This window comes from Caulobacter sp. Root487D2Y (genome assembly GCF_001427165.1).
Taxonomy (GTDB): domain Bacteria; phylum Pseudomonadota; class Alphaproteobacteria; order Caulobacterales; family Caulobacteraceae; genus Caulobacter.
Genome location: NZ_LMFD01000010.1, coordinates 722,444 through 739,939, shown reverse-complemented (window position 1 = coordinate 739,939; position 17,496 = coordinate 722,444). Strand labels below are relative to the sequence as shown.

Here is a 17,496-nt window from a genome sequence, read left to right as displayed (position 1 = left end):
CTCGCCGGAATCGTCCGTTCTAACGCGGCGCTACTTGTCGTTGGCGCGGCGGCGTTCTACGCCGTCAGACCAGTTCTTTCGGGGATCTCCATGAAGCTTGCGTCCATCGCCGCCGTCCTGGCGCTCACCGCGGCCTCCGCCGCCAGCGCCCAGCAGGCCTCCGATTGGCGGACGCCCGACCCCGAGAACATCCTGGTGGTCGACACCAACAAGGGCCGGATCATCGTCGAGCTGGCGCCCGAGGCCGCCCCGAACCACGTGGCGCGGGTGCGCCAGCTGGCCAAGGCCCACTTCTACGACGGCCAGACCTTCTTCCGGGTCATCGACGGCTTCATGGCCCAGACGGGCGACCCGAAGAACGACGGCACCGGCGGCTCCGACCAGCCGAACCTGGCCGCCGAGTTCCTGTTCCGCCGCGGCCCCGGCTACGCGCCGGCCGGCAAGGCGGGGACGGTGGAAATGGGCTTCGTCGGTTCTCTGCCGGTCTACAGTCAAAACAGCGCCTTGGCGGCGATGACCGCCGACGGCAGGGTGGCCGCCTGGGGCGCCTTCTGCCCCGGCGTGCTGGGCATGGCCCGCGCGGGCGATCCCGACAGCGCCAACAGCCAGTTCTTCTTCATGCGCCAGCACTACGCCTCGCTGGAAAAGACCTACACGGCGTTCGCCCGCGCCCTGACCGGCCTGGAGACCATCCGCGCCATCAAGGCCGGCGAACCGGTGCCCGATCCGCAGGACAAGATGCTGACCGTCCGGGTACTGTCCGACATGCCCGCCAGCCAGCGGCCGAGCATCCAGGTGATGGACACCCGCTCGGCCGCCTTCTCGGCCCTGGTCGAGAAGAAGCGGGCCGAAATGGGCGGGGCCTTCGGGCCCTGCGACATCGCCGTGCCCGTACAGGTGAAATAATGATCCGTCCGCTGGTCGCCTCGATCGCTGTTCTTTCCGGCCTCGTCTTGGCCGGCGGCGCGCAGACCGCGCCGAAGGTCGCCCCACCCAAGGCGGCGGAATGGCGAACGCCCGCGCCCGAGGACGTGGTGGTCATCGACACCAGCAAGGGCCGGATCGTCCTGGAGCTGATCCCCGAGGTCGCGCCCGGTCACGTCGCCCGCTACCAGGAACTGACCCGCGAGGGCGTCTATGACGGCCGCACCTTCTTCCGGGTGATCGACCGTTTCATGGCCCAGACCGGCGATCCGGACGACACGGGGGAGGGCGGCACGAAGAAGCCCAACCTGAAGGCCGAGTTCACCTTCCGCCGCGATGCGTCGACGCCGTTCGCGCCCGCCGCGGCCCCGGCCGGAACCGAGGTCGGCTTCCTCAAGTCGCTGCCCGTCGTCAGCCAGGCCTGGAGCTGGGCCGAGGTCACCTCCGACAAGAAGGTCTCCGCCTGGGGGACCTACTGCCCCGGCGTGGTCGGCGAGGCCCGAGACGAGGACGTCAACTCGGCCAACAGCCAGTTCTTCCTGATGCGCCAGCCCTATCCGTCGCTGGACAAGCGCTACACGGCCTTCGGCCGGGTTCTGACCGGCCTCGACGTCGTGCGGGCCATCAAGACCGGCGAGCCGGTGGAGAAGCCGCAGGACCGGATGACCAAGGTGCGCCTGCTGGCCGACATCCCGCCGGCCGAGCGCCCGACCGTGCGGGTGGTCGATACGGCCAGCGCCTGGTTCAAGGCCGAGATCGCCCGCAAGCGCGCGGCCCGGGGCGCCGACTTCTCGGTTTGCGACGTCGATCTGGCGGTCGACATCCGATAGTTGCAAGCTGGGCTGTGACGATTGATCCGCCCTCGGGATCCAACCGAACGGTTTCCCCCTTATGGAAAGCGGGCTAGAAGCCTTCCGACTCCTTTCCCCCTTCTCCAAACCCCCAAGGGATGACCATGTCGGCCGACCTCGAAAACACCCTGCTGCTGACGCTCGAGACCGGGCCCGTCACGATCAAGATGCGTCCCGACCTGGCCCCCGGCCACGTCGAGCGGATCAAGGAACTGGTCCGCGAAGGCTTTTATGACGGCGTGGTCTTCCACCGCGTGATCCCGGGCTTCATGGCCCAGGGCGGCGATCCGACCGGCACCGGCCGCGGCGGTTCGGCCAAGCCGGACATCAAGGCCGAGTTCTCCAAGGAGCCGCACGTGCGCGGCGTCTGCTCGATGGCCCGCACCCCCGATCCGAACTCGGCCAACAGCCAATTCTTCATCGTGTTCGACGAAGCCACCTTCCTGGACAACCAGTACACCGTCTGGGGCCAGGTGGTCGAAGGCATGGAAAACGTCGACGCCCTGCCGACCGGCGAGCCGCCGCGCGCGCCGGGCAAGATCCTCAGCGCCAAGATCGCCGCCGACGAATAGGCGTCGACCTCGACGTTGAAACAGAGGGCCTCGGGAAACCGGGGCCCTTTTTCGTGGCTCTAGATCTTTGTTTTAACGCACTTTCTTCACGCGAACCGGACGCCACTTCGCTCGAAAATGCTCTAGCGGGCCAGGGTCACCACGACCGGCCGATGGTCCGAGCCCAGGTTCGGACCGCGCTCGACCTTGACGGTCTTCCAGGCCTTGCCGGCATAGACATGGTCGATCGGCAGGATCGGGAACGGCGCGCGGGCGACCCGCGAGAAGTCGCCGCTGGGCCAGCTGGCCAGGGCGCGGGTGCGCCGCTCCAGGCCCAGGGCCTTGTCCTGCCGGCGCAGGGAGAAGGACCACGGGGTGGAGTTGAAATCGCCGGCGACGATGAGGTTTTGGCGCGGAAACGGCGCCAGTCTCGAGACCAGCAGCCGGCTCTGAGCCTGCTGCCGGCCCGCGGGGATGGGCCAGACATAGTGGACGGCGGCCAATGGGAAGGCGCCGCCGGGGGCTTGCACGACCGCGGTGGCCCCCGCCAGAGGCAGGCCCTCCTTGAGGAAGCCGCGCTTCTGGGTCATCGGCCATCGACTGAAGATCCAGGTGTCGCAAGTGCGCGCGCCATCGCAGCTGACGCGGTAGGGGTAGGCCTTCAGCAGACCGGCGACGACCGGCCAGGCCGCGCCGCCCGCCTCCTGGATGGTCACCACGTCGGCCTTCTGGGCGAGAATCCAGGCCAAGGTGGCTTCGGGGTGGTGATTTCCGGCCCAGAGGTTGAACTGTACGAGCTTCAGGGCCGGCGTGGCCTTGGGCTTGGTCTTCTGGAACCACGACCCGGCGATTTCGGGGGTCATCAGTCCGCCCGTGGCGAGGACGGCGACCAGCGACAGGCCGACGATGGCCTTGCGCTCGGTGTCGCGCGCGAAGGCCGCGCCGAGCACCAGGCCCGCCACGCCGCAAGCCAACCAGATCACGGCCCAGTGGGTCAGAGCGTCGAGCTTGTCGTTGAAGACGCCGCCCAGGCAAAGCAGCCCCGTGGTCGCGCCGACCAGGGCGAACATCAACGCGGTGCCGCGAACGAACAGACTTCCGAGATTCAGGACCAGACGCATCGCCTCGCCTTAGCACGACCGCATGACGTTCGCGCCAGGCTTAGTCGCCGCCGAAATACAGGAAGCCGATATTGCGGAATTGTCGGTCGCCGACCAGCAAGTCACCCTTCATGACGGGTTTGGGTTCGCCCGGGCCGGCGGCCTTCGCGGCTTTCAGGGCCTCCAGGTCGAAGGCGCCGGTGAAGGTCACCTGCCCAAGGCGCGGATCGACGCCGTGGAAGCTGAGCTCCCGGTCGTCCACCCGATAGGCGGTCGGCATCACCCGCACCGAGACCGTATGGACGATCTGGCCCAACTCGTTCTCGACGGTCGGGCTGGCGACATCGTCGAACGACATGAAGATCGGCGCATAGGTGGCGGACCGCCCGCCGGCCTCCCAGTCGGCGAAGTCGCTGGCCTGGCCGATGTTCAGCGAAGTCAGCTTGAGGTCGCCCGACTGTATGGCCTTGTCGGGCAAATAGAAGCCGAAGCTGTCCAGCGCCGGATCGTGCGAGAAGGTCACCGGCGCCGGCGGCGTCGCGGCCGGCGCGGTGGACGGCGCCGGGGCGGTCTCGGCCTTCCTGATCTCCACGGCGGGCTTGCAGGCGGTCAGGAAAAGGCAGGCGCAGAGCACCGACAGCCTATGAATGGTGACGGTCATGGTTCCCCCCGTGATGCGTCGAGCGGGCAGGATGGTGGCGGAAGACGCGGTTTGTCCATCGATGCTTGACCGGAGACGCGGCGTCTCGACGCTTGACCTCGACGTCCCGTCGTGGCCTTGAAGCCGCCCCATGCGCCTGTCCGACTTCGATTTCCATCTGCCCGAGGAGGCGATCGCCCTGCGGCCGGCCGAGCCGCGGGATTCCGCGCGCCTGCTCGTCGTCCGACCCGATGGGGCGGGGGGGCAAGGCCTGGAAGACCGGATCGTCCGCGAGCTGCCGAACTTCCTGCGGCCGGGCGACGCCCTGGTCTTCAACGACACCCGCGTGATCCCGGCCCGGCTGATGGGCCTGAGGGCGGGACGCGAGACCGGCGGCGGCGACGGATCGCCGGTGGCGGTCGAGGCCACCCTGCACCGCCGCGTCGCGCCCGACCGCTGGGTCGCCTTCATGCGGCCCGGCAAGCGCCTGAAGGAGGGCGACCGCATCGCCTTCGGCCACGGCCAGGATCGCGCCTGCCAGGGCGGCATGCTGGACGCCACCGTGATCGCCAAGCACGAGGGCGGCGAGATCGAACTGGCCTTCGACTTCGCCGGCGTCGACCTGGACCTGGCCGTCGCCGCCCACGGCGAGATGCCGCTGCCGCCCTATATCGCCGCCAAGCGGCCCGAGGACGACCGCGACCGCGCCGACTACCAGACCGTCTACGCCCGCGAGGACGGCTCGGTGGCTGCCCCGACCGCCGGCCTGCATTTCACGCCCGACCTGCTGGACCGGCTGAGGGCCCGGGGCGTCTCCCTGCACTTCGTCACCCTGCACGTCGGCGCGGGCACCTTCCTGCCGGTCAAGACCGACGTGGTCTCCGAGCACAGGATGCACGCCGAGTTCGGCGAGGTGCCCGCCGAGGTCGCCGACGCCCTGAACGCCGCCCGCGCCGCAGGCGGCCGCATCGTCTGCGTGGGCACCACCAGCCTGCGCCTGCTGGAGAGCGCCACCGGCGAAGACGGCGTCGTGCGGCCGTTCGCCGACGAGACCGCGATCTTCATCACCCCCGGCTACCGCTTCCGCGCCGCCGACGTGCTGATGACCAATTTTCACCTGCCCAAATCGACCCTGTTCATGCTGGTCAGCGCCTTCGCCGGCCAGGCGACGATGAAGGCGGCCTATGAGCACGCGATCGCCACCGGCTATCGCTTCTATTCCTACGGCGACGGCAGTCTGCTGTTCCGCGCCCCCACTAACAAGAATGGGCTCGAGCAAAGCTGATGGCCGCCTTTCCCTTCGAGATCTCGGCCACCGACGGCGCGGCCCGGACGGGCGTGCTGAAGACTCCGCGCGGCGACATCCGCACGCCGGCCTTCATGCCGGTCGGCACCGCCGCCACGGTCAAGGCGATGACGGTCGACCAGGTCAAGGACACCGGCGCCGACATCATCCTGGGCAACACCTACCACCTGATGCTGCGCCCCACGGCCGAGCGGGTGAAGCGCCTGGGCGGGCTGCACAGGTTCATGCGCTGGGACAAGCCGATCCTGACCGACAGCGGCGGCTTCCAGGTGATGAGCCTGTCGGGGATCAGCAAGGTCACCGAGGAGGCCGTCACCTTCTCCAGCCATATCGACGGCTCCAAGCACGTGCTCAGCCCCGAGCGGTCGATGGAAATCCAGGCCGACCTGCTGGGCAGCGACATCGTCATGCAGCTGGACGAGTGCGTGGCCTGGCCGGCGGAAGAGGCGAGGGCGCGCCAGGGCATGGAGCTGTCGGCCCGCTGGGGCGAGCGCTCCAAGGCCGCCTTCGGGACGCGCGACACCCAGGCCTTGTTCGGCATCCAGCAGGGCTCGACCTTCCGGAACCTGCGCCAGGAGTCGTCCGAGCGGCTGCGGGAGATCGGCTTCGACGGCTACGCCCTGGGCGGGCTGGCCGTCGGGGAGGGGCACGAAGCCATGTGCGAGGTGCTGGACTACGCGCCGGCCATGCTGCCCGCCGACAAGCCGCGCTACCTGATGGGCGTGGGCAAGCCGATCGATCTGGTCGAGGCGGTCTATCGCGGCGTCGACATGTTCGACTGCGTGCTGCCCACCCGCTCGGGTCGTCACGGCCAGGCCTGGACCTGGGACGGGGCGATCAACATCAAGAACGCCCGCTACGCCGACGACGAGGACCCGCTGGACCCGACCAGCGACTGCCCGGCCAGCCGCGATTATTCCAGGGCCTATCTGCGCCACCTGTTCAAGGCCGAGGAGATCCTGGGCCAGGTGCTGCTGTCCTGGCACAACATCGCCTTCTTCCAGGCCCTGACGGCGGCCATGCGGGCGGCCATCGCCGAAGGCCGGTTCGAGCAGTTCCGCCGGGACTTCGCGGCGCGTCAGCAGGGCGGCTGACGCCCTAGGACGCGGCCCCGAAGCGGGCGACGCAGTGCCAGGCCCATTTGGCCAACTGGTAGTCCAGACCGTTCCGGCGGGCTTGGCCGATGTCCGCGGGCGTGAGAAAGCCGTCGACCTCCAGGGCCTCCAGCGTCCTGGCCGCGTCAGGTCCTCGATATCGTTCGCAATCGGCGAGGCGCTCGCGCGGCAATCGAAAGCCGTCGTGCCACTCCACGGCGCAGGGCAGGCTCCGGGCCGCCGTTTCGATCGTGGTTCCGCGATAGCTGGGATCGAGCACGATCGCGGCCACATCGTCGGCGACGCTCAATCGGCCGTGAACGTGGGCCTCGATATAGTCGTCGAGCAGATCCAACGCCGCCTCGTTCGCGACGGCCAGGGCGATCAGCGCCATGCGGTCCGCCGTCCCGAAGCGTTCGGGCGTCATGAAGCTGTCCGGATAGCAAAAGGTCGTGCGCCCCAGGACGCCGGGGTTCAGGCGCAGGTGGCAGGATCCAAAACGGTGTGAGCCGCCGTGGGGGCGGTCGAGATAGTTGAGCGCCCCGTACTTGGGCCGCATTTCCACGACGGCCCCATGGTCGTCGTCATAGGCTCCTCCGAAGAGCCGGCTCTCCCACCGCCACCGATCGCCGCCGGGATAAGCGGTGAGTCCTCCGTTGCTGGTGCGGGTTTCGAACTGCGAGCGATAGACGCCTTCCCGGGCCAGCTGCTCGATCATCGTTCCGTCCGGCGAAGGGGTGTCGGGATGGAAGTTCAGGGTCACGGCCAGCCCGGGCGGCATCGGCGCTCCGTCGGACCGCCGTCGGACATGCTCGACCGCCAGGGAAACAAGGTCATCCATGGTGCGGCCACGTTCCCCGATCGAGCGGCTCAAGGGTGAATTCGCCGGCTACCAGATCTTGTAGATCGGCTTTTTCTTCTTCTTCGCCGTCGATGTCGGCTGGGCGGGGGCGGCGTCCACCGGCGTCGCGTCGACTTCCGACGACTGGACGGCGGGCGTCTCTTCCGCCGGCTGGTCTTTCTCCCAGGGGAAGCGCTTTTCGACGATCGGCGCGGCCGGCTTGGCCAGGTGCTGTGGCGTGGCTGGCGGGTTGCAGCCGCGCGCCTCGCCCAGGCCCTTCAGATAGGCGCGGCGGATCGCGCCCGAGGCCATGGCGTGCTGCACCAGCTTGTCGTGCTTCTCGGCGCCGCTGAGCTTGCGGACCCAGCCGCGCATCGGGATCAGGTCCTGGGCGGCGCTGGCCATGGCGCCGAAGGCGGCCGAGCCGGCCATGCGCTTGCCGCGGTCCAACAGATCCTCGTTGTCTTCCGGCGGACGACGGTCGACGTCCTCGCCCAGCGCCAGGTCCAGCGGGGCGACCATCATGATCAGCGTCTCGCAGCTGATCTTCTTGCCGGGCGGACGGGCATAGGGGTCGGCCATCGCCTCCAGCAGGACCGCCGGGATCTTGGTGCGCAGCAGGTTCATGTCGCGCAGCGGTGCGCCGGCCGCGCCGCTGATGCCCTCCTTGTTGGCGTCCGAGGTGGTCTGGATCTTCTGCGGCGGAGGCTCTGACTTGGACGCGCAGGCGGCCAGCAGGGGAACGACGACGGCGAAAAGCACGAGACTGCGCATGCCGCCAGCCTAACGCCAGTAAGGCGCGTTCGTCATCTCCCTCTCGGTGCGAAAGCGCGCTTGCGACGCGAGCGCCCCCCGACTATGGTCCGCGCCGCTTCCACCGGCCTCCCGCCGTGTCGATGCGGGCCGGTAGCTCAGTGGTAGAGCATTCGACTTTTAATCGAATGGTCCTGGGTTCGAATCCCAGCCGGCCCACCAACCTCTCCCTTGAAATGATTGACTAAAATCACCGCTTCGGCGGAGCCCGGCAGCGTTGGCGACGCGGGTTGGGACCAATGCGGCGAGGCCGGCGGCCACGGACCTTCGACGCGCGGCGCGGCCGCGACGAATCGACTCCCGCGAGCGCGGTCGAAACGAGATGACCGTCGGCGTTCGGTTCAAGGCGACACCGAAAGTTGAATCGTCTAGCTGTAGCGGCGGGGCAGTTCAGGGGCGGGCGTTTTGACGGCGGGGAGTGGTGTGGATCGCAACGCGGCGTCGCCGGGTTTCGACGGCGCGTCGGACGCTTTGGCGCGCGCCCATGACGCCCTGCTGCGCGGCAAGGATCTGCAGTTCGAGCCGACCGCCGCGCCCAAGCCGCCGAATGTGCCCGACTGGCTGCTGGCGATCGGCAAGGTCCTTGGAGCCGCCGCGCCCTACCTGGCCTACGTGTTCTGGGGCTGCCTGATCCTGGGCGCGGTGATCATTCTGTATTTCCTGGCCCGCGAGCTGATCGGCACGCGCTGGCCGTCCTTCAGGCCGAACAAGGGTCCCGTCCTGGGCGACGAGGCCTGGCGGCCCACCGCCGCCAAGGCGCGGACGCTGCTGGAGGACGCCGACAAGCTGGCCGCCGCCGGCCGTTTCGCCGAGGCGGTGCACCTGATCCTGTTCCGCAGCATCGAGGACATCGAGGGCAAGCGCCCGGACCTGATCAAGCCCGCCCTGACCAGCCGCGACATCGCCCAGCTGGACGGCGTGCCCGAGCGCGTGCGCCGCACCTTCAGCGAGATCGCCCGTGTGGTGGAGCGCAGCTTCTTCGGCGGCCGCTCGGTCGGGGCCGACGAATTCGCCGCCTGCCGCAAGGCTTATGAGGGCTTCGCCTTCACCGAGGCCTGGCGATGAGCGACGCCCAGACAATCACCACGGCGGACATCCCGCGCGACGGCGACGGGCGGCTGTTCTCGCCCAAGATCGTGCTGGGCATGATCCTGGCCGGGGTCTTCGCCTTCTCGGCCTTCGTGGTGCTGTCGACCTACGCGCCGGACCTGCAGTCGGGCGACAACGGCCAGGCCCACGCCCTGTCGAAGTCGGCCGTCGGCTATGGCGGCATGGTGCGCCTGCTGCGGGGCCTGGACGAGCCGGTGGTGGTCAGCCGGCGCGACCTCAGCCGCGACCAGCCGGCGCTGATCATCTTCACGCCCGGCCCCAATGTTTCACGCGACGCCTACATCAAGGCCGCCCAGCTGTCCTCGCGCACCCTGGTGGTGCTGCCCAAATGGCGAGGCGGGCTGGATCCCAAGCATCCGGGCTGGGTCAGCGACCTGAAACCCATCGCCCCGCGGGATCAGACAGACCTGCTGAAGGCGATCGGAACCCCCAAGGCGACGACGGCGATCGCGAAGGGCGCCGGCCCGCGCCGGCTGGTCGGCGCGCCGGGAAGTCTGGCGGAAGGGATGTCGGTCGACACCGGCCCGATCCGCGACCTGCAGAGCGTGTCAGGGCCGGGCCTGGTCCCGGTCCTGACCGACGCGCAAGGGCGGATCGTGCTGGCCCGGCGGATGCCGACCGAGACCTACATCCTGGCCGATCCGGACCTGATCAACACCATGGGCCTGAAGGACATCCGCACGGCGCGCGCCGGCGTCGGGATCCTGCGGACGCTGCGCGACGACGGCGCCGTCGGGCGGGCCTATCGTCAGGACGCCGGCCGGACCATCGCCTTCGACGTCACCCTCAACGGCTTCGCCCGCTCGCGCAGCGTGCTGAAGCTGGCCTTCGAGGCGCCGTTCGTCGGGGCGACCCTGTGCCTGGTGGCCGCCGCCCTGCTGATGGGCCTGCACGCCGCCGCGCGGTTCCGGGCGGTGCGGCGCGGCGAGCGGGCCCTGGCCCTGGGCAAGGACGCCCTGATCGACAATTCCGCCGGCCTGATCCGGATGGCCAAGCGCGAGCCGGCCCTGGCCCCGCGCTACGCCGAGCTGCAGCGCGCCGCCGCGACCAAGGCCCTCGGCGGCGCGCGCGCCGGCGGCTCGCGGCTCGAGGGCCAGGCCCTGACCGATTTCCTGGATCGCCAGGGCGAGCGCTTCGGCGCGGCCGACAGCGCATCAAACCTGGACGAAGAAACCCGAATGGTCCGTTCGTTGGGCGACCTGATGAAGGTCGCCGCTAAATGGCATCAGTGGAGACTGGAGATGACCCGTGAACGTCGCTGAGGTGCAGGCGCTCGCCGGCCGAATCCGAGCGCAGACGGCCAAGGCCGTGGTCGGCCAGAACGACACCATCGACCTGATGCTGACGGCCCTGTTCGCCGGCGGCCACGTGCTGCTGGAAGGTCCGCCCGGCACGGCCAAGACCTTCCTGGCCCAGTGTTTCGCCCAGGCGGTGAACCTTCGGTTCGGCCGCATCCAGTTCACCCCCGACCTGATGCCGGGCGACATCCTGGGCGCCAACCTGTTCAACTTCCAGACCAGCGCCTTCACCCTGGTCAAGGGGCCGATCTTCTGCGAGCTGCTGCTGGCCGACGAGATCAACCGCACCCCGCCCAAGACCCAGGCGGCGCTGCTGGAAGCCATGCAGGAGCGCAACGTCACCCTGGACGGCGAGCGCCACCCGCTCAGCGACCGCTTCATGGTGGTGGCCACCCAGAACCCCCTGGAGCAGCAGGGCACCTATCCGCTGCCCGAGGCCCAGCTTGACCGCTTCCTGTTCAAGCACGTGCTGGCCTGGCCCAGCCTGGCCGAGGAGACCGCGATCGTCTCCAGCCATGGCGGCCGCACCGGCCAGCCTTCGCCTGAAGCGTTCGGCGTCGAGGCGGCCGGCGACAGCGCCACCATCGCCCAGGCCGTGGCGGCGGTGGCGACCGTGCGCCTGACCGACGACATCGTCCGCTACATCGTCGGCGTGGTGCGGGCGACCCGCGACACCGGCGAGCTGTCGGGCGGAGCCTCGCCGCGCTGCGCGGCCATGCTGGCCGTGGCCGCCCGGGCCCGCGCGGCGCTGGAAGGCCGCGACTACGTGATCCCCGACGACGTCAAGGCCCTGGCGCTGCCGGCCCTGCGCCACCGGGTGATCCTGTCGCCGGCCGCCGAGATCGAGGGCCGCAAGGTCGACGACGTGGTGCGCGGCCTGGTCGACCAGGTCGAGGCTCCGCGATGAGCCTGCCCACGATGAATCTGGAAGCCTAGGGACCGGCCTTGCGGATCTATCCCACAGCCAGAGCGATCTTCCTGATGGTCCTGGGCGCGCCCCTGGCCCTGGCGGCGGCGCTCGTCTCGGCGCGGCTGTGGCTGGTGGGGCCGGCCTGGATCGCCCTGGTCGCGGCCCTGCTGTTCGTCGACGTCCTGCTGGCCCCCGGCCGGCGCCGAATGCAGCTGACCCTGACCGCGCCCGGCTCTATGGCCAGCGGCGCGACCCGGCCGGCGCTGCTGCGGGCCGTGTTCCCGCGGGGCGTGGCGCCGGGGGGCGTGGAGTTCGCCGTCGACCTGGACGACCGCCTGACGGCCGAGCCCGCCCACGGCCGGGCCCGTGTCCATGAACGCCAGGCCGGCCTGCCGCTGAGCCTGACCGCCGTCCGGCGCGGGGAGGGCAGGGTGCATCGCGTCTCGGCCCGCTGGCGCGGCCCGCTGGGCCTGATGTGGAAGCAGCGCGACGACGCGCTGGACCAGGTGATCCCGGTCACCCTCGACATCGCCGGCGTCAAGGAGGAGGCCCTGCGGCTGTTCTCCCGCGACCCGTCCGTGGGCCATCGGCTGCAGCTGGACCTGGGCGGCGGCAGCGACTTCCACGCCCTGACCGACTTTCGCCCCGGCATGAACCGCCGGGCCATCGACTGGAAGCAGTCGGCCCGCCACGGCGCGCTGCTGGCCAAGGAGTTCCATGTCGAGCGCAACCACCACATCGTGGCGGCCATCGACACCGGCCGGTTGATGAGCCAGTCGCTGCTGGGCCGCCCGCGCCTGGACCACGCCCTGAACGCCACCCTGCTGCTGGCCTATGTGGGCCTGAAGATGGGCGACAAGGTCGGGCTGTTCGGCTTCGACGCCAAGCCCAACGTGATGAGCGGCGTCACCTCCGGCCCCAACGCCTTCGGCGCCCTGCAGCGCCTGGCCGCCAAGATCGACTACTCGACCGAAGAGACCAACTACACCCTGGGCCTGACCCAGCTGTCGGGCCAGCTGTCGCGGCGATCGCTGATCGTGGTCTTCACCGACATCGCCGACTCCACCAGCGCCGAGCTGATGCTGGAGAACGTCGGCCGGCTGCTGCGCCAGCACCTGGTGCTGTTCGTGATGATGCGCGACGAGGAGCTGGAGGCGATCGAGCGCAAGGCGCCCGAGAGCGGCGACGACGTCTCGCGCGCCGTGGTCGCCGCCTCGCTGCTGCGCGAGCGCGACGTGGTGGTGGCTCGCCTGCGCCGCATGGGCGTGGAAATCGTCGAGGCGCCGGCCGACCAGGTCGGACCGGCCCTGCTGGCGAGTTATCTGGACCTCAAACGCCGGGACCTGCTCTGATGGCCGAGCTGCACCTGAAGAGCTACCGCTTCCGCGCCGAGCGCGAGGACGACTGGCGCCGGCTGGAGAAGCTGCTGACCAAGGTCGGCAAGGGCTCGCCCCGGGCGTTGAGCGACGAGGAGCTGTTGGCCATGCCGGTGCTCTACCGCCAAGCCCTGTCGTCGCTGTCGGTGGCCCGCGCCACCTCGCTGGACCAGGGTCTGGTCGACTATCTGGAGAGCCTGAGCACCCGGGCCTATTTCCTGGTCTACGGCACGCGGTCGAACCTGGTCGAGCGGGTGGGGGGCTTCTTCGCCCGGGCCTGGCCCGAGGCCGCCAAGGCGCTGTGGCGCGAGACCCTGGCCAGCTTCCTGCTGACCCTGGCCGGCGTGCTGGCCGCCTATTTCCTGACCCTGCACGACCCCGACTGGTTCAGCGCCTTCGTGCCCGACGGCCTGGCCAACGGGCGCGGGCCGACGGCCTCGGTCGAGGCGATGCGGGCGACGCTCTACGACAAGGGCAAACATGACGGCCTGTCGGTGTTCGCCGCCTTCCTGTTCACCCACAATTCGGGCGTGGCGATCTTCGCCTTCGCCCTGGGGTTCGCCTTCTGCCTGCCGACCGCCATGCTGATGGCCTATAACGGCGCGATGCTGGGGGCCTTCCTGGCGGTGTTCGGCATGCGGGGGTTGGGCTTCGAGGCCGGCGGCTGGCTGGCGATCCACGGGGTGACCGAGATCTCGGCCGTGATCCTGGCCGGCGCGGCGGGCCTGCGGATCGGCTGGACCCTGGCCTTCCCCGGCGACCTCAGCCGTCCGGCCGCCATGGCCCAGGCGGGCCGGCAGTCGGCGACCCTGATGGCCGGGGTCGTGGTGATGCTGTTCTGCGCCGGCATCCTGGAGGGCGTCGGGCGGCAGGTGATCCAGAACGATTTCGCCCGCTACGGCGTCGCCCTGGCCACCCTGGTCGCCTGGCCGGCCTATCTGTACCTGCCGCGCCGCCAATCGTCGCGCGGGGGGAGCGTCGCCTGATGAAGTCCGCGCGCAAGACGGCCAAGGCCGCCGCCGCGGCGATCGCCGAACCGGGTCCTCGCGAGGACGACCGGGCCCGGTCGCTGGTCACGCCGGAGGGCGTCGACCTGAAGCTGCGCCTGGGCGACGCGGGCGAACGCGCCGCCGCCCTGCTGATCGACCTGGCGATCATGCTGGGCGTGCTGATCGCCTTCGCCCTGTTGGCCCTGCTGGCCATGATCGGCTCGAAGGGCAAGGGCTGGGAGGTGATCGGCACGGCGGCGCTGCTGGTGTTCTTCGTGCTGCGGAACCTCTATTTCGTGCTGTTCGAGCTGACCCCCGGGGCGGCGACGCCAGGCAAGCGGGCCATGGGCCTGCGGGTGGCGGCCCGCAACGGCGGACGCCTGACCGCCGACGCCATCTTCGCCCGCAACGCCATGCGCGAGATCGAGCTCTATCTGCCGCTCAGCTTCCTGGCGTCCAACGGCGACCAGGTGGGGGCCTGGGTCAATCTGGCGGGCCTGGTGTGGTGCGGCGTCTTCGTGCTGTTCCCGCTGTTCAACCGCGACCGCCTGCGGGTGGGCGACCTAGTGGCCGGCACCTGGGTGGTCAAGGCGCCGACCCGCAAGCTGGCGCCCGACCTGGTCGAGACCTCGCGGCCTTCGGTCGGACGCTTCAAGTTCACCATGGCCCAGCTGGACGCCTACGGGGTCAAGGAACTGCACGTGCTGGAGGACGTGCTGCGCCGCTACGAGATCAAGACCATCGCCCTGGTCGCCGCCCGCATCCGCCTGAAGATCGGCTGGCAGGCCGCGCCCGACGAGTCGGACGGCGACTTCCTGGCCGCCTACTACGCCGCCCTGCGCGGTCGCCTGGAGTCGCGGCTGCTGCTGGGCAAGCGCCGCAAGGACAAGCACGACAAGAGCTGAACCCACCCACGCGCCAACGTTGCGGTGGAGGTATTTTCTGCCACAATCTGAAGTGGCGGTGTTCTTCCGGACGCCGCCGTCAGGGGCGGGCAGGCATGGATTCTCGTTGGGTTCGGATCGTCAACCGGGTGTTGCTGGGATTTGTCTGGTTCGTCTGCGTGCCGGCGATCTTCGCCTTCTTCTACACCGTCATCGAGACCCAGTCGGCGGCGCGCGTGGCGGTCGGCGCGAACTCGCGGCTGGCGCCGTTCACGATCAGCCGGCTGGCCGATCGCCTGGACGCCCTGGAGGCCGAGATCGCCCGGGCCAGCGCCGAACTGACCGCGCTCGACGAGAAGATCAGGGCGTCCCAGGAGAAGGTCGACAGCGCCAAGCACAAGAGCACCGCGGCCATCAATTCGGTGTGGATCACCCTTCACAACACCCAGCCGACCTGCGACCCGATCGAGAAATGCCTGGACGACATCGTCACCGAGAACGAGCAGCGCTCCTGGCCCGACGGCGCCGAGATCCCCAAGCGGGTCGCGCTGGCCCAGGAGCTTTACGAGGACTACCGCGGCGCCCTGTTCATCACCAACGACCTGCAGGACAGGAACGGTCACGCCGAAGCCGCGCTCGCCGCCGCCAAGGCCGAGTATCTGGGGACGCAGGCCCCCGCGGCCGCGGGCCGGCCGGACCCGAAGGCCGATGACGCGAGCGACGGCGACGCGGTGCTCGAGGCCGCATCGCTCGGCGACGGGTCGATCGACGACCAGAAGGCCGTCGCGCTCAGCTACAACAAGCAGCGCGCCATTCCGCTGTTCGAGTTCGCCTTCTTTCTGCCGTCGGGCGTCATCGTCGCCAGCTTCACCGGGTTGATGGGGGCCATCGGGGCGGCGGTCTACTCGCTGTATATCGAGCTCGGCGTCCTGGCGGCGCCGAGGCGGGCGCCGGCGTCGGATCGAACCTGGATGGCGTTCGGCGTCAGGCCGCTGCTGGGGGCGCTGGCCGGTTTCACGGTCTTCTTCGTCATCTCGGCGGGCGCCAGTTTCCTGATCCAGCCCCAGGCCGCCGAGGCCACCCAGGCGGTGAACCAGCTGTCGCCGCCCGCACTGGCCTCGCTAGGCCTGTTCGCCGGACTGGCCTCGGAGCGAGCGCTCAAATGGCTGATCGAGAAGGCCAACAGCTTCTTCAAGTCGTCGGGCGAGGACGGCGCGGCGGCGGGCTGACGGTCCTAGGCGAAGACCTTGACCAGGCGGTCCGTCGACGTGCCTTCCTTGTTCACGCGCAGTTCCTGGTAGATCGCCACGGCGACGGTCGCGCTGAACAGGCCGGTCAAGGTCTGGAGCGCGGGAGAGGCGATCAGGTTGACGAAGGCGATGTCCAGGGCGTCGGTGATCAGGGTGACAAGCCAGGCGGCCAGCCATCCGACCAGACCGATCGCGACCAGCAAGCCAAAGATGTCTCCCCTGGCGTTTTCCGTCAGCGCGTTGCTGCGGCGAATGGAGTTCATCACGCCCAGGCGTTCGGTCACCATGGCGGGGACCACCACCACCCAGGCCAGCGAAAGAACGACTCCTGGAATGATCAGCAGGATGAAACCGGCGACGGTCCCCAGGGTGGTGACAAGCCCGAGGGCCACTAAGGTCAGGTAGTCGTTCAAACCGCCGAAAGGCGCACGCCCGCCCGTGTCATCTCGTACGGCGTGGCGCGCGACCACCGCCTGGAGCGCGACCAGGCCGAGCATGGAGACCAGAACGGTGGCGACGAGCAGGAGCCAGCTTTCCAGCGAGGTGAAGGCCGTATCGGGCTTGAACAGGTGCGCGCTGAGGTAGGTGGTGGCCGCGTCCGGCAGGCCGGAGAAGGCGGCCGACCACAAGAGGAGTCTGACGGGGTCGCGTTTCAGGAGCGCCAAAGCGCCCCTGAGGACGCGACCCGTGTCGAACCGGGCGTGAACGGCGATGTCGTTCATGCCTAGTCGAACACCGACGCCAGGGCGTCGGGACCGACGCCTTCGCGCGTGCCGCGAAGCTCGGAATAGAGCGTCGCGCCGCCGGCCGTGGTGATCAGGGTGCTGATGGTGGCGATCAGCGGGGAGGCGACCAGCGAGACGATGTTGATCGAGCTGGCGAAACCGGCCGTCGCCTCCGGGGTGGGCAGGCCTTTGGACAGCACGAAGGGCATGAAGGCGGCCATGATCACCGCCTCCAGAATCCACACGGCGATCACATAGATCACGAACAGGCCGAAAATCGCCCAGCGGCGGCCGCGGGTCAGGTCACGGCTGCGTTGGAGGGCGTCCATCACGCCGATCTTCTCCACGACCTTGGCCGGCACGGCGACCGACCACATCACGGCCAGCATGATCCCCGGAACGATCAGCAGGACGAACCCGATCATCAGGCCCAGGCCCATCAGGATCGCCAGGCCGAGCAGCGGCAGCCAGTTGCGCAGGCCGACCTTCAGGCTCTCGCCGACGACGACGCGACGGCCGTTCAGGTCCGCCACCGTGGCGTGGACGATCGCGGCCTGCAGCACGAAGGCGGCGACGATCATGACCACCAGGCCCACGAGGGTGCCGGCGACCGCCTGCGGCGAGAAGGTCTGCTGCTGACTGACGAACGAGATCTGGGCCAGGCTGACCAGCAGGTTGGGCAAGCCGCCCAGGATCAGCGCCAGAAGGGCGAAGGGACCGAAATTGCGGCCGATGACGGAAAAGGTGCCTGAGATGACGCGGCCGATCTCGAATCGGCGCGGAACCACGGTCGTATCGGTCATGTTGGATTGCCCCCAAAAGCTACGCTTCCGT

18 protein-coding genes and 1 tRNA gene are annotated in these 17,496 nt (G+C 69.3%); 13 read left to right on the top strand and 6 right to left on the bottom strand.

Features of this window, described 5'->3' with window-relative positions:
• Positions 1–90 precede the first annotated feature (90 nt).
• The 3 genes from ASD38_RS13260 to ASD38_RS13250 all read left to right on the top strand — a co-directional run bounded on the left by ASD38_RS13260 (position 91) and on the right by ASD38_RS13250 (position 2,347).
• Complete coding sequence (locus ASD38_RS13260) at positions 91–906, top strand: peptidylprolyl isomerase (RefSeq protein WP_056460531.1); 816 nt, start codon at positions 91–93, stop codon at positions 904–906.
• Positions 906–1,754, top strand: coding sequence for a peptidylprolyl isomerase (locus ASD38_RS13255; protein WP_056460529.1), 849 nt, complete (start codon positions 906–908; stop codon positions 1,752–1,754). The genes ASD38_RS13260 and ASD38_RS13255 overlap by 1 nt, the downstream gene beginning before the upstream one ends.
• 125 nt (positions 1,755–1,879) lie before the next feature.
• A complete protein-coding gene (locus ASD38_RS13250) occupies positions 1,880–2,347 on the top strand; it encodes a peptidylprolyl isomerase (RefSeq protein WP_056436800.1) in 468 nt (155 codons plus the stop codon).
• Between the two features lie 122 nt (positions 2,348–2,469).
• Here the strand turns inward: ASD38_RS13250 and ASD38_RS13245 are convergent, their stop codons facing one another.
• Entirely contained in the window at positions 2,470–3,447 is a 978-nt protein-coding gene (locus ASD38_RS13245) for an endonuclease/exonuclease/phosphatase family protein (RefSeq protein ID WP_056460527.1), read from the bottom strand.
• Positions 3,448–3,487: 40 nt separating this feature from the next.
• Positions 3,488–4,087 carry a hypothetical protein gene (locus ASD38_RS13240; protein ID WP_056460526.1) on the bottom strand — a complete coding sequence of 200 codons (600 nt, stop codon included), beginning with the start codon at positions 4,085–4,087 and terminating at the stop codon, positions 3,488–3,490.
• 130 nt (positions 4,088–4,217) lie between these two features.
• On the opposite strand from ASD38_RS13240, the gene queA reads away from it, so the two are divergent.
• Both queA and tgt read left to right on the top strand, forming a co-directional pair.
• Entirely contained in the window at positions 4,218–5,351 is a 1,134-nt protein-coding gene (queA, locus tag ASD38_RS13235; protein WP_056460524.1) for a tRNA preQ1(34) S-adenosylmethionine ribosyltransferase-isomerase QueA, read from the top strand.
• Entirely contained in the window at positions 5,351–6,466 is a 1,116-nt protein-coding gene (tgt, locus tag ASD38_RS13230) for a tRNA guanosine(34) transglycosylase Tgt (protein ID WP_056436431.1), read from the top strand. The genes queA and tgt overlap by 1 nt, the downstream gene beginning before the upstream one ends.
• Before the next feature lie 4 nt (positions 6,467–6,470).
• Here tgt and ASD38_RS13225 read toward each other — a convergent pair whose 3' ends face one another.
• Together ASD38_RS13225 and ASD38_RS13220 are read right to left on the bottom strand one after the other, a co-directional pair.
• Positions 6,471–7,307: a DUF3626 domain-containing protein gene (locus ASD38_RS13225; RefSeq protein ID WP_056460522.1), complete on the bottom strand. Its 837-nt coding sequence runs from the start codon at positions 7,305–7,307 to the stop codon at positions 6,471–6,473.
• Positions 7,308–7,355: 48 nt separating this feature from the next.
• Positions 7,356–8,081, bottom strand: coding sequence for a hypothetical protein (locus tag ASD38_RS13220; protein WP_056460520.1), 726 nt, complete (start codon positions 8,079–8,081; stop codon positions 7,356–7,358).
• 126 nt (positions 8,082–8,207) lie between these two features.
• On the opposite strand from ASD38_RS13220, the gene ASD38_RS13215 reads away from it, so the two are divergent.
• The 8 genes from ASD38_RS13215 to ASD38_RS13180 all read left to right on the top strand — a co-directional run bounded on the left by ASD38_RS13215 (position 8,208) and on the right by ASD38_RS13180 (position 15,916).
• Positions 8,208–8,282, top strand: a tRNA-Lys gene (locus tag ASD38_RS13215).
• A gap of 261 nt (positions 8,283–8,543) precedes the next feature.
• Positions 8,544–9,185 carry a hypothetical protein gene (locus ASD38_RS13210; RefSeq protein WP_056460518.1) on the top strand — a complete coding sequence of 214 codons (642 nt, stop codon included), beginning with the start codon at positions 8,544–8,546 and terminating at the stop codon, positions 9,183–9,185.
• Positions 9,182–10,492 carry a hypothetical protein gene (locus ASD38_RS13205; protein WP_056460517.1) on the top strand — a complete coding sequence of 437 codons (1,311 nt, stop codon included), beginning with the start codon at positions 9,182–9,184 and terminating at the stop codon, positions 10,490–10,492. The genes ASD38_RS13210 and ASD38_RS13205 overlap by 4 nt, the downstream gene beginning before the upstream one ends.
• Positions 10,479–11,435, top strand: coding sequence for an AAA family ATPase (locus ASD38_RS13200; RefSeq protein ID WP_056436445.1), 957 nt, complete (start codon positions 10,479–10,481; stop codon positions 11,433–11,435). The genes ASD38_RS13205 and ASD38_RS13200 overlap by 14 nt, the downstream gene beginning before the upstream one ends.
• A 38-nt stretch (positions 11,436–11,473) precedes the next feature.
• Positions 11,474–12,790: a DUF58 domain-containing protein gene (locus ASD38_RS13195; RefSeq protein WP_235523835.1), complete on the top strand. Its 1,317-nt coding sequence runs from the start codon at positions 11,474–11,476 to the stop codon at positions 12,788–12,790.
• Positions 12,790–13,800 (top strand): stage II sporulation protein M, encoded by a 1,011-nt coding sequence (locus tag ASD38_RS13190; protein WP_056436448.1) that lies wholly within the window; start codon positions 12,790–12,792, stop codon positions 13,798–13,800. The genes ASD38_RS13195 and ASD38_RS13190 overlap by 1 nt, the downstream gene beginning before the upstream one ends.
• Positions 13,800–14,708 carry an RDD family protein gene (locus ASD38_RS13185; RefSeq protein WP_082554601.1) on the top strand — a complete coding sequence of 303 codons (909 nt, stop codon included), beginning with the start codon at positions 13,800–13,802 and terminating at the stop codon, positions 14,706–14,708. Before ASD38_RS13190 ends, ASD38_RS13185 begins: the two co-directional genes overlap by 1 nt.
• Before the next feature lie 95 nt (positions 14,709–14,803).
• Positions 14,804–15,916, top strand: coding sequence for a hypothetical protein (locus ASD38_RS13180; RefSeq protein ID WP_156390701.1), 1,113 nt, complete (start codon positions 14,804–14,806; stop codon positions 15,914–15,916).
• Positions 15,917–15,921: 5 nt separating this feature from the next.
• Here the strand turns inward: ASD38_RS13180 and ASD38_RS13175 are convergent, their stop codons facing one another.
• Both ASD38_RS13175 and ASD38_RS13170 read right to left on the bottom strand, forming a co-directional pair.
• The gene (locus ASD38_RS13175) at positions 15,922–16,659 is read right to left on the bottom strand and encodes a hypothetical protein (protein WP_156390700.1); all 738 of its coding nucleotides are present in this window, start codon (positions 16,657–16,659) and stop codon (positions 15,922–15,924) included.
• Positions 16,660–16,661: 2 nt separating this feature from the next.
• Positions 16,662–17,465, bottom strand: a complete 804-nt coding sequence (locus ASD38_RS13170; RefSeq protein WP_056460513.1) for a hypothetical protein — start codon at positions 17,463–17,465, stop codon at positions 16,662–16,664.
• Positions 17,466–17,496: the final 31 nt, after the last annotated feature.

What these genes read in the sequence shown, in the direction of transcription:
- ASD38_RS13240 (WP_056460526.1), bottom strand. Translation starts at nt 4,087, where the DNA reads ATGACCGTCACCATTCATAGGCTGTCGGTGCTCTGCGCCTGCCTTTTC.
- ASD38_RS13255 (WP_056460529.1), top strand. Translation starts at nt 906, where the DNA reads ATGATCCGTCCGCTGGTCGCCTCGATCGCTGTTCTTTCCGGCCTCGTC.
- ASD38_RS13175 (WP_156390700.1), bottom strand. Translation starts at nt 16,659, where the DNA reads ATGAACGACATCGCCGTTCACGCCCGGTTCGACACGGGTCGCGTCCTC.
- ASD38_RS13180 (WP_156390701.1), top strand. Translation starts at nt 14,804, where the DNA reads ATGGATTCTCGTTGGGTTCGGATCGTCAACCGGGTGTTGCTGGGATTT.
- ASD38_RS13225 (WP_056460522.1), bottom strand. Translation starts at nt 7,307, where the DNA reads ATGGATGACCTTGTTTCCCTGGCGGTCGAGCATGTCCGACGGCGGTCC.
- ASD38_RS13170 (WP_056460513.1), bottom strand. Translation starts at nt 17,465, where the DNA reads ATGACCGATACGACCGTGGTTCCGCGCCGATTCGAGATCGGCCGCGTC.
- ASD38_RS13185 (WP_082554601.1), top strand. Translation starts at nt 13,800, where the DNA reads ATGAAGTCCGCGCGCAAGACGGCCAAGGCCGCCGCCGCGGCGATCGCC.
- ASD38_RS13190 (WP_056436448.1), top strand. Translation starts at nt 12,790, where the DNA reads ATGGCCGAGCTGCACCTGAAGAGCTACCGCTTCCGCGCCGAGCGCGAG.
- ASD38_RS13250 (WP_056436800.1), top strand. Translation starts at nt 1,880, where the DNA reads ATGTCGGCCGACCTCGAAAACACCCTGCTGCTGACGCTCGAGACCGGG.
- ASD38_RS13220 (WP_056460520.1), bottom strand. Translation starts at nt 8,081, where the DNA reads ATGCGCAGTCTCGTGCTTTTCGCCGTCGTCGTTCCCCTGCTGGCCGCC.
- queA (WP_056460524.1), top strand. Translation starts at nt 4,218, where the DNA reads ATGCGCCTGTCCGACTTCGATTTCCATCTGCCCGAGGAGGCGATCGCC.
- ASD38_RS13260 (WP_056460531.1), top strand. Translation starts at nt 91, where the DNA reads ATGAAGCTTGCGTCCATCGCCGCCGTCCTGGCGCTCACCGCGGCCTCC.
- ASD38_RS13205 (WP_056460517.1), top strand. Translation starts at nt 9,182, where the DNA reads ATGAGCGACGCCCAGACAATCACCACGGCGGACATCCCGCGCGACGGC.
- tgt (WP_056436431.1), top strand. Translation starts at nt 5,351, where the DNA reads ATGGCCGCCTTTCCCTTCGAGATCTCGGCCACCGACGGCGCGGCCCGG.
- ASD38_RS13245 (WP_056460527.1), bottom strand. Translation starts at nt 3,447, where the DNA reads ATGCGTCTGGTCCTGAATCTCGGAAGTCTGTTCGTTCGCGGCACCGCG.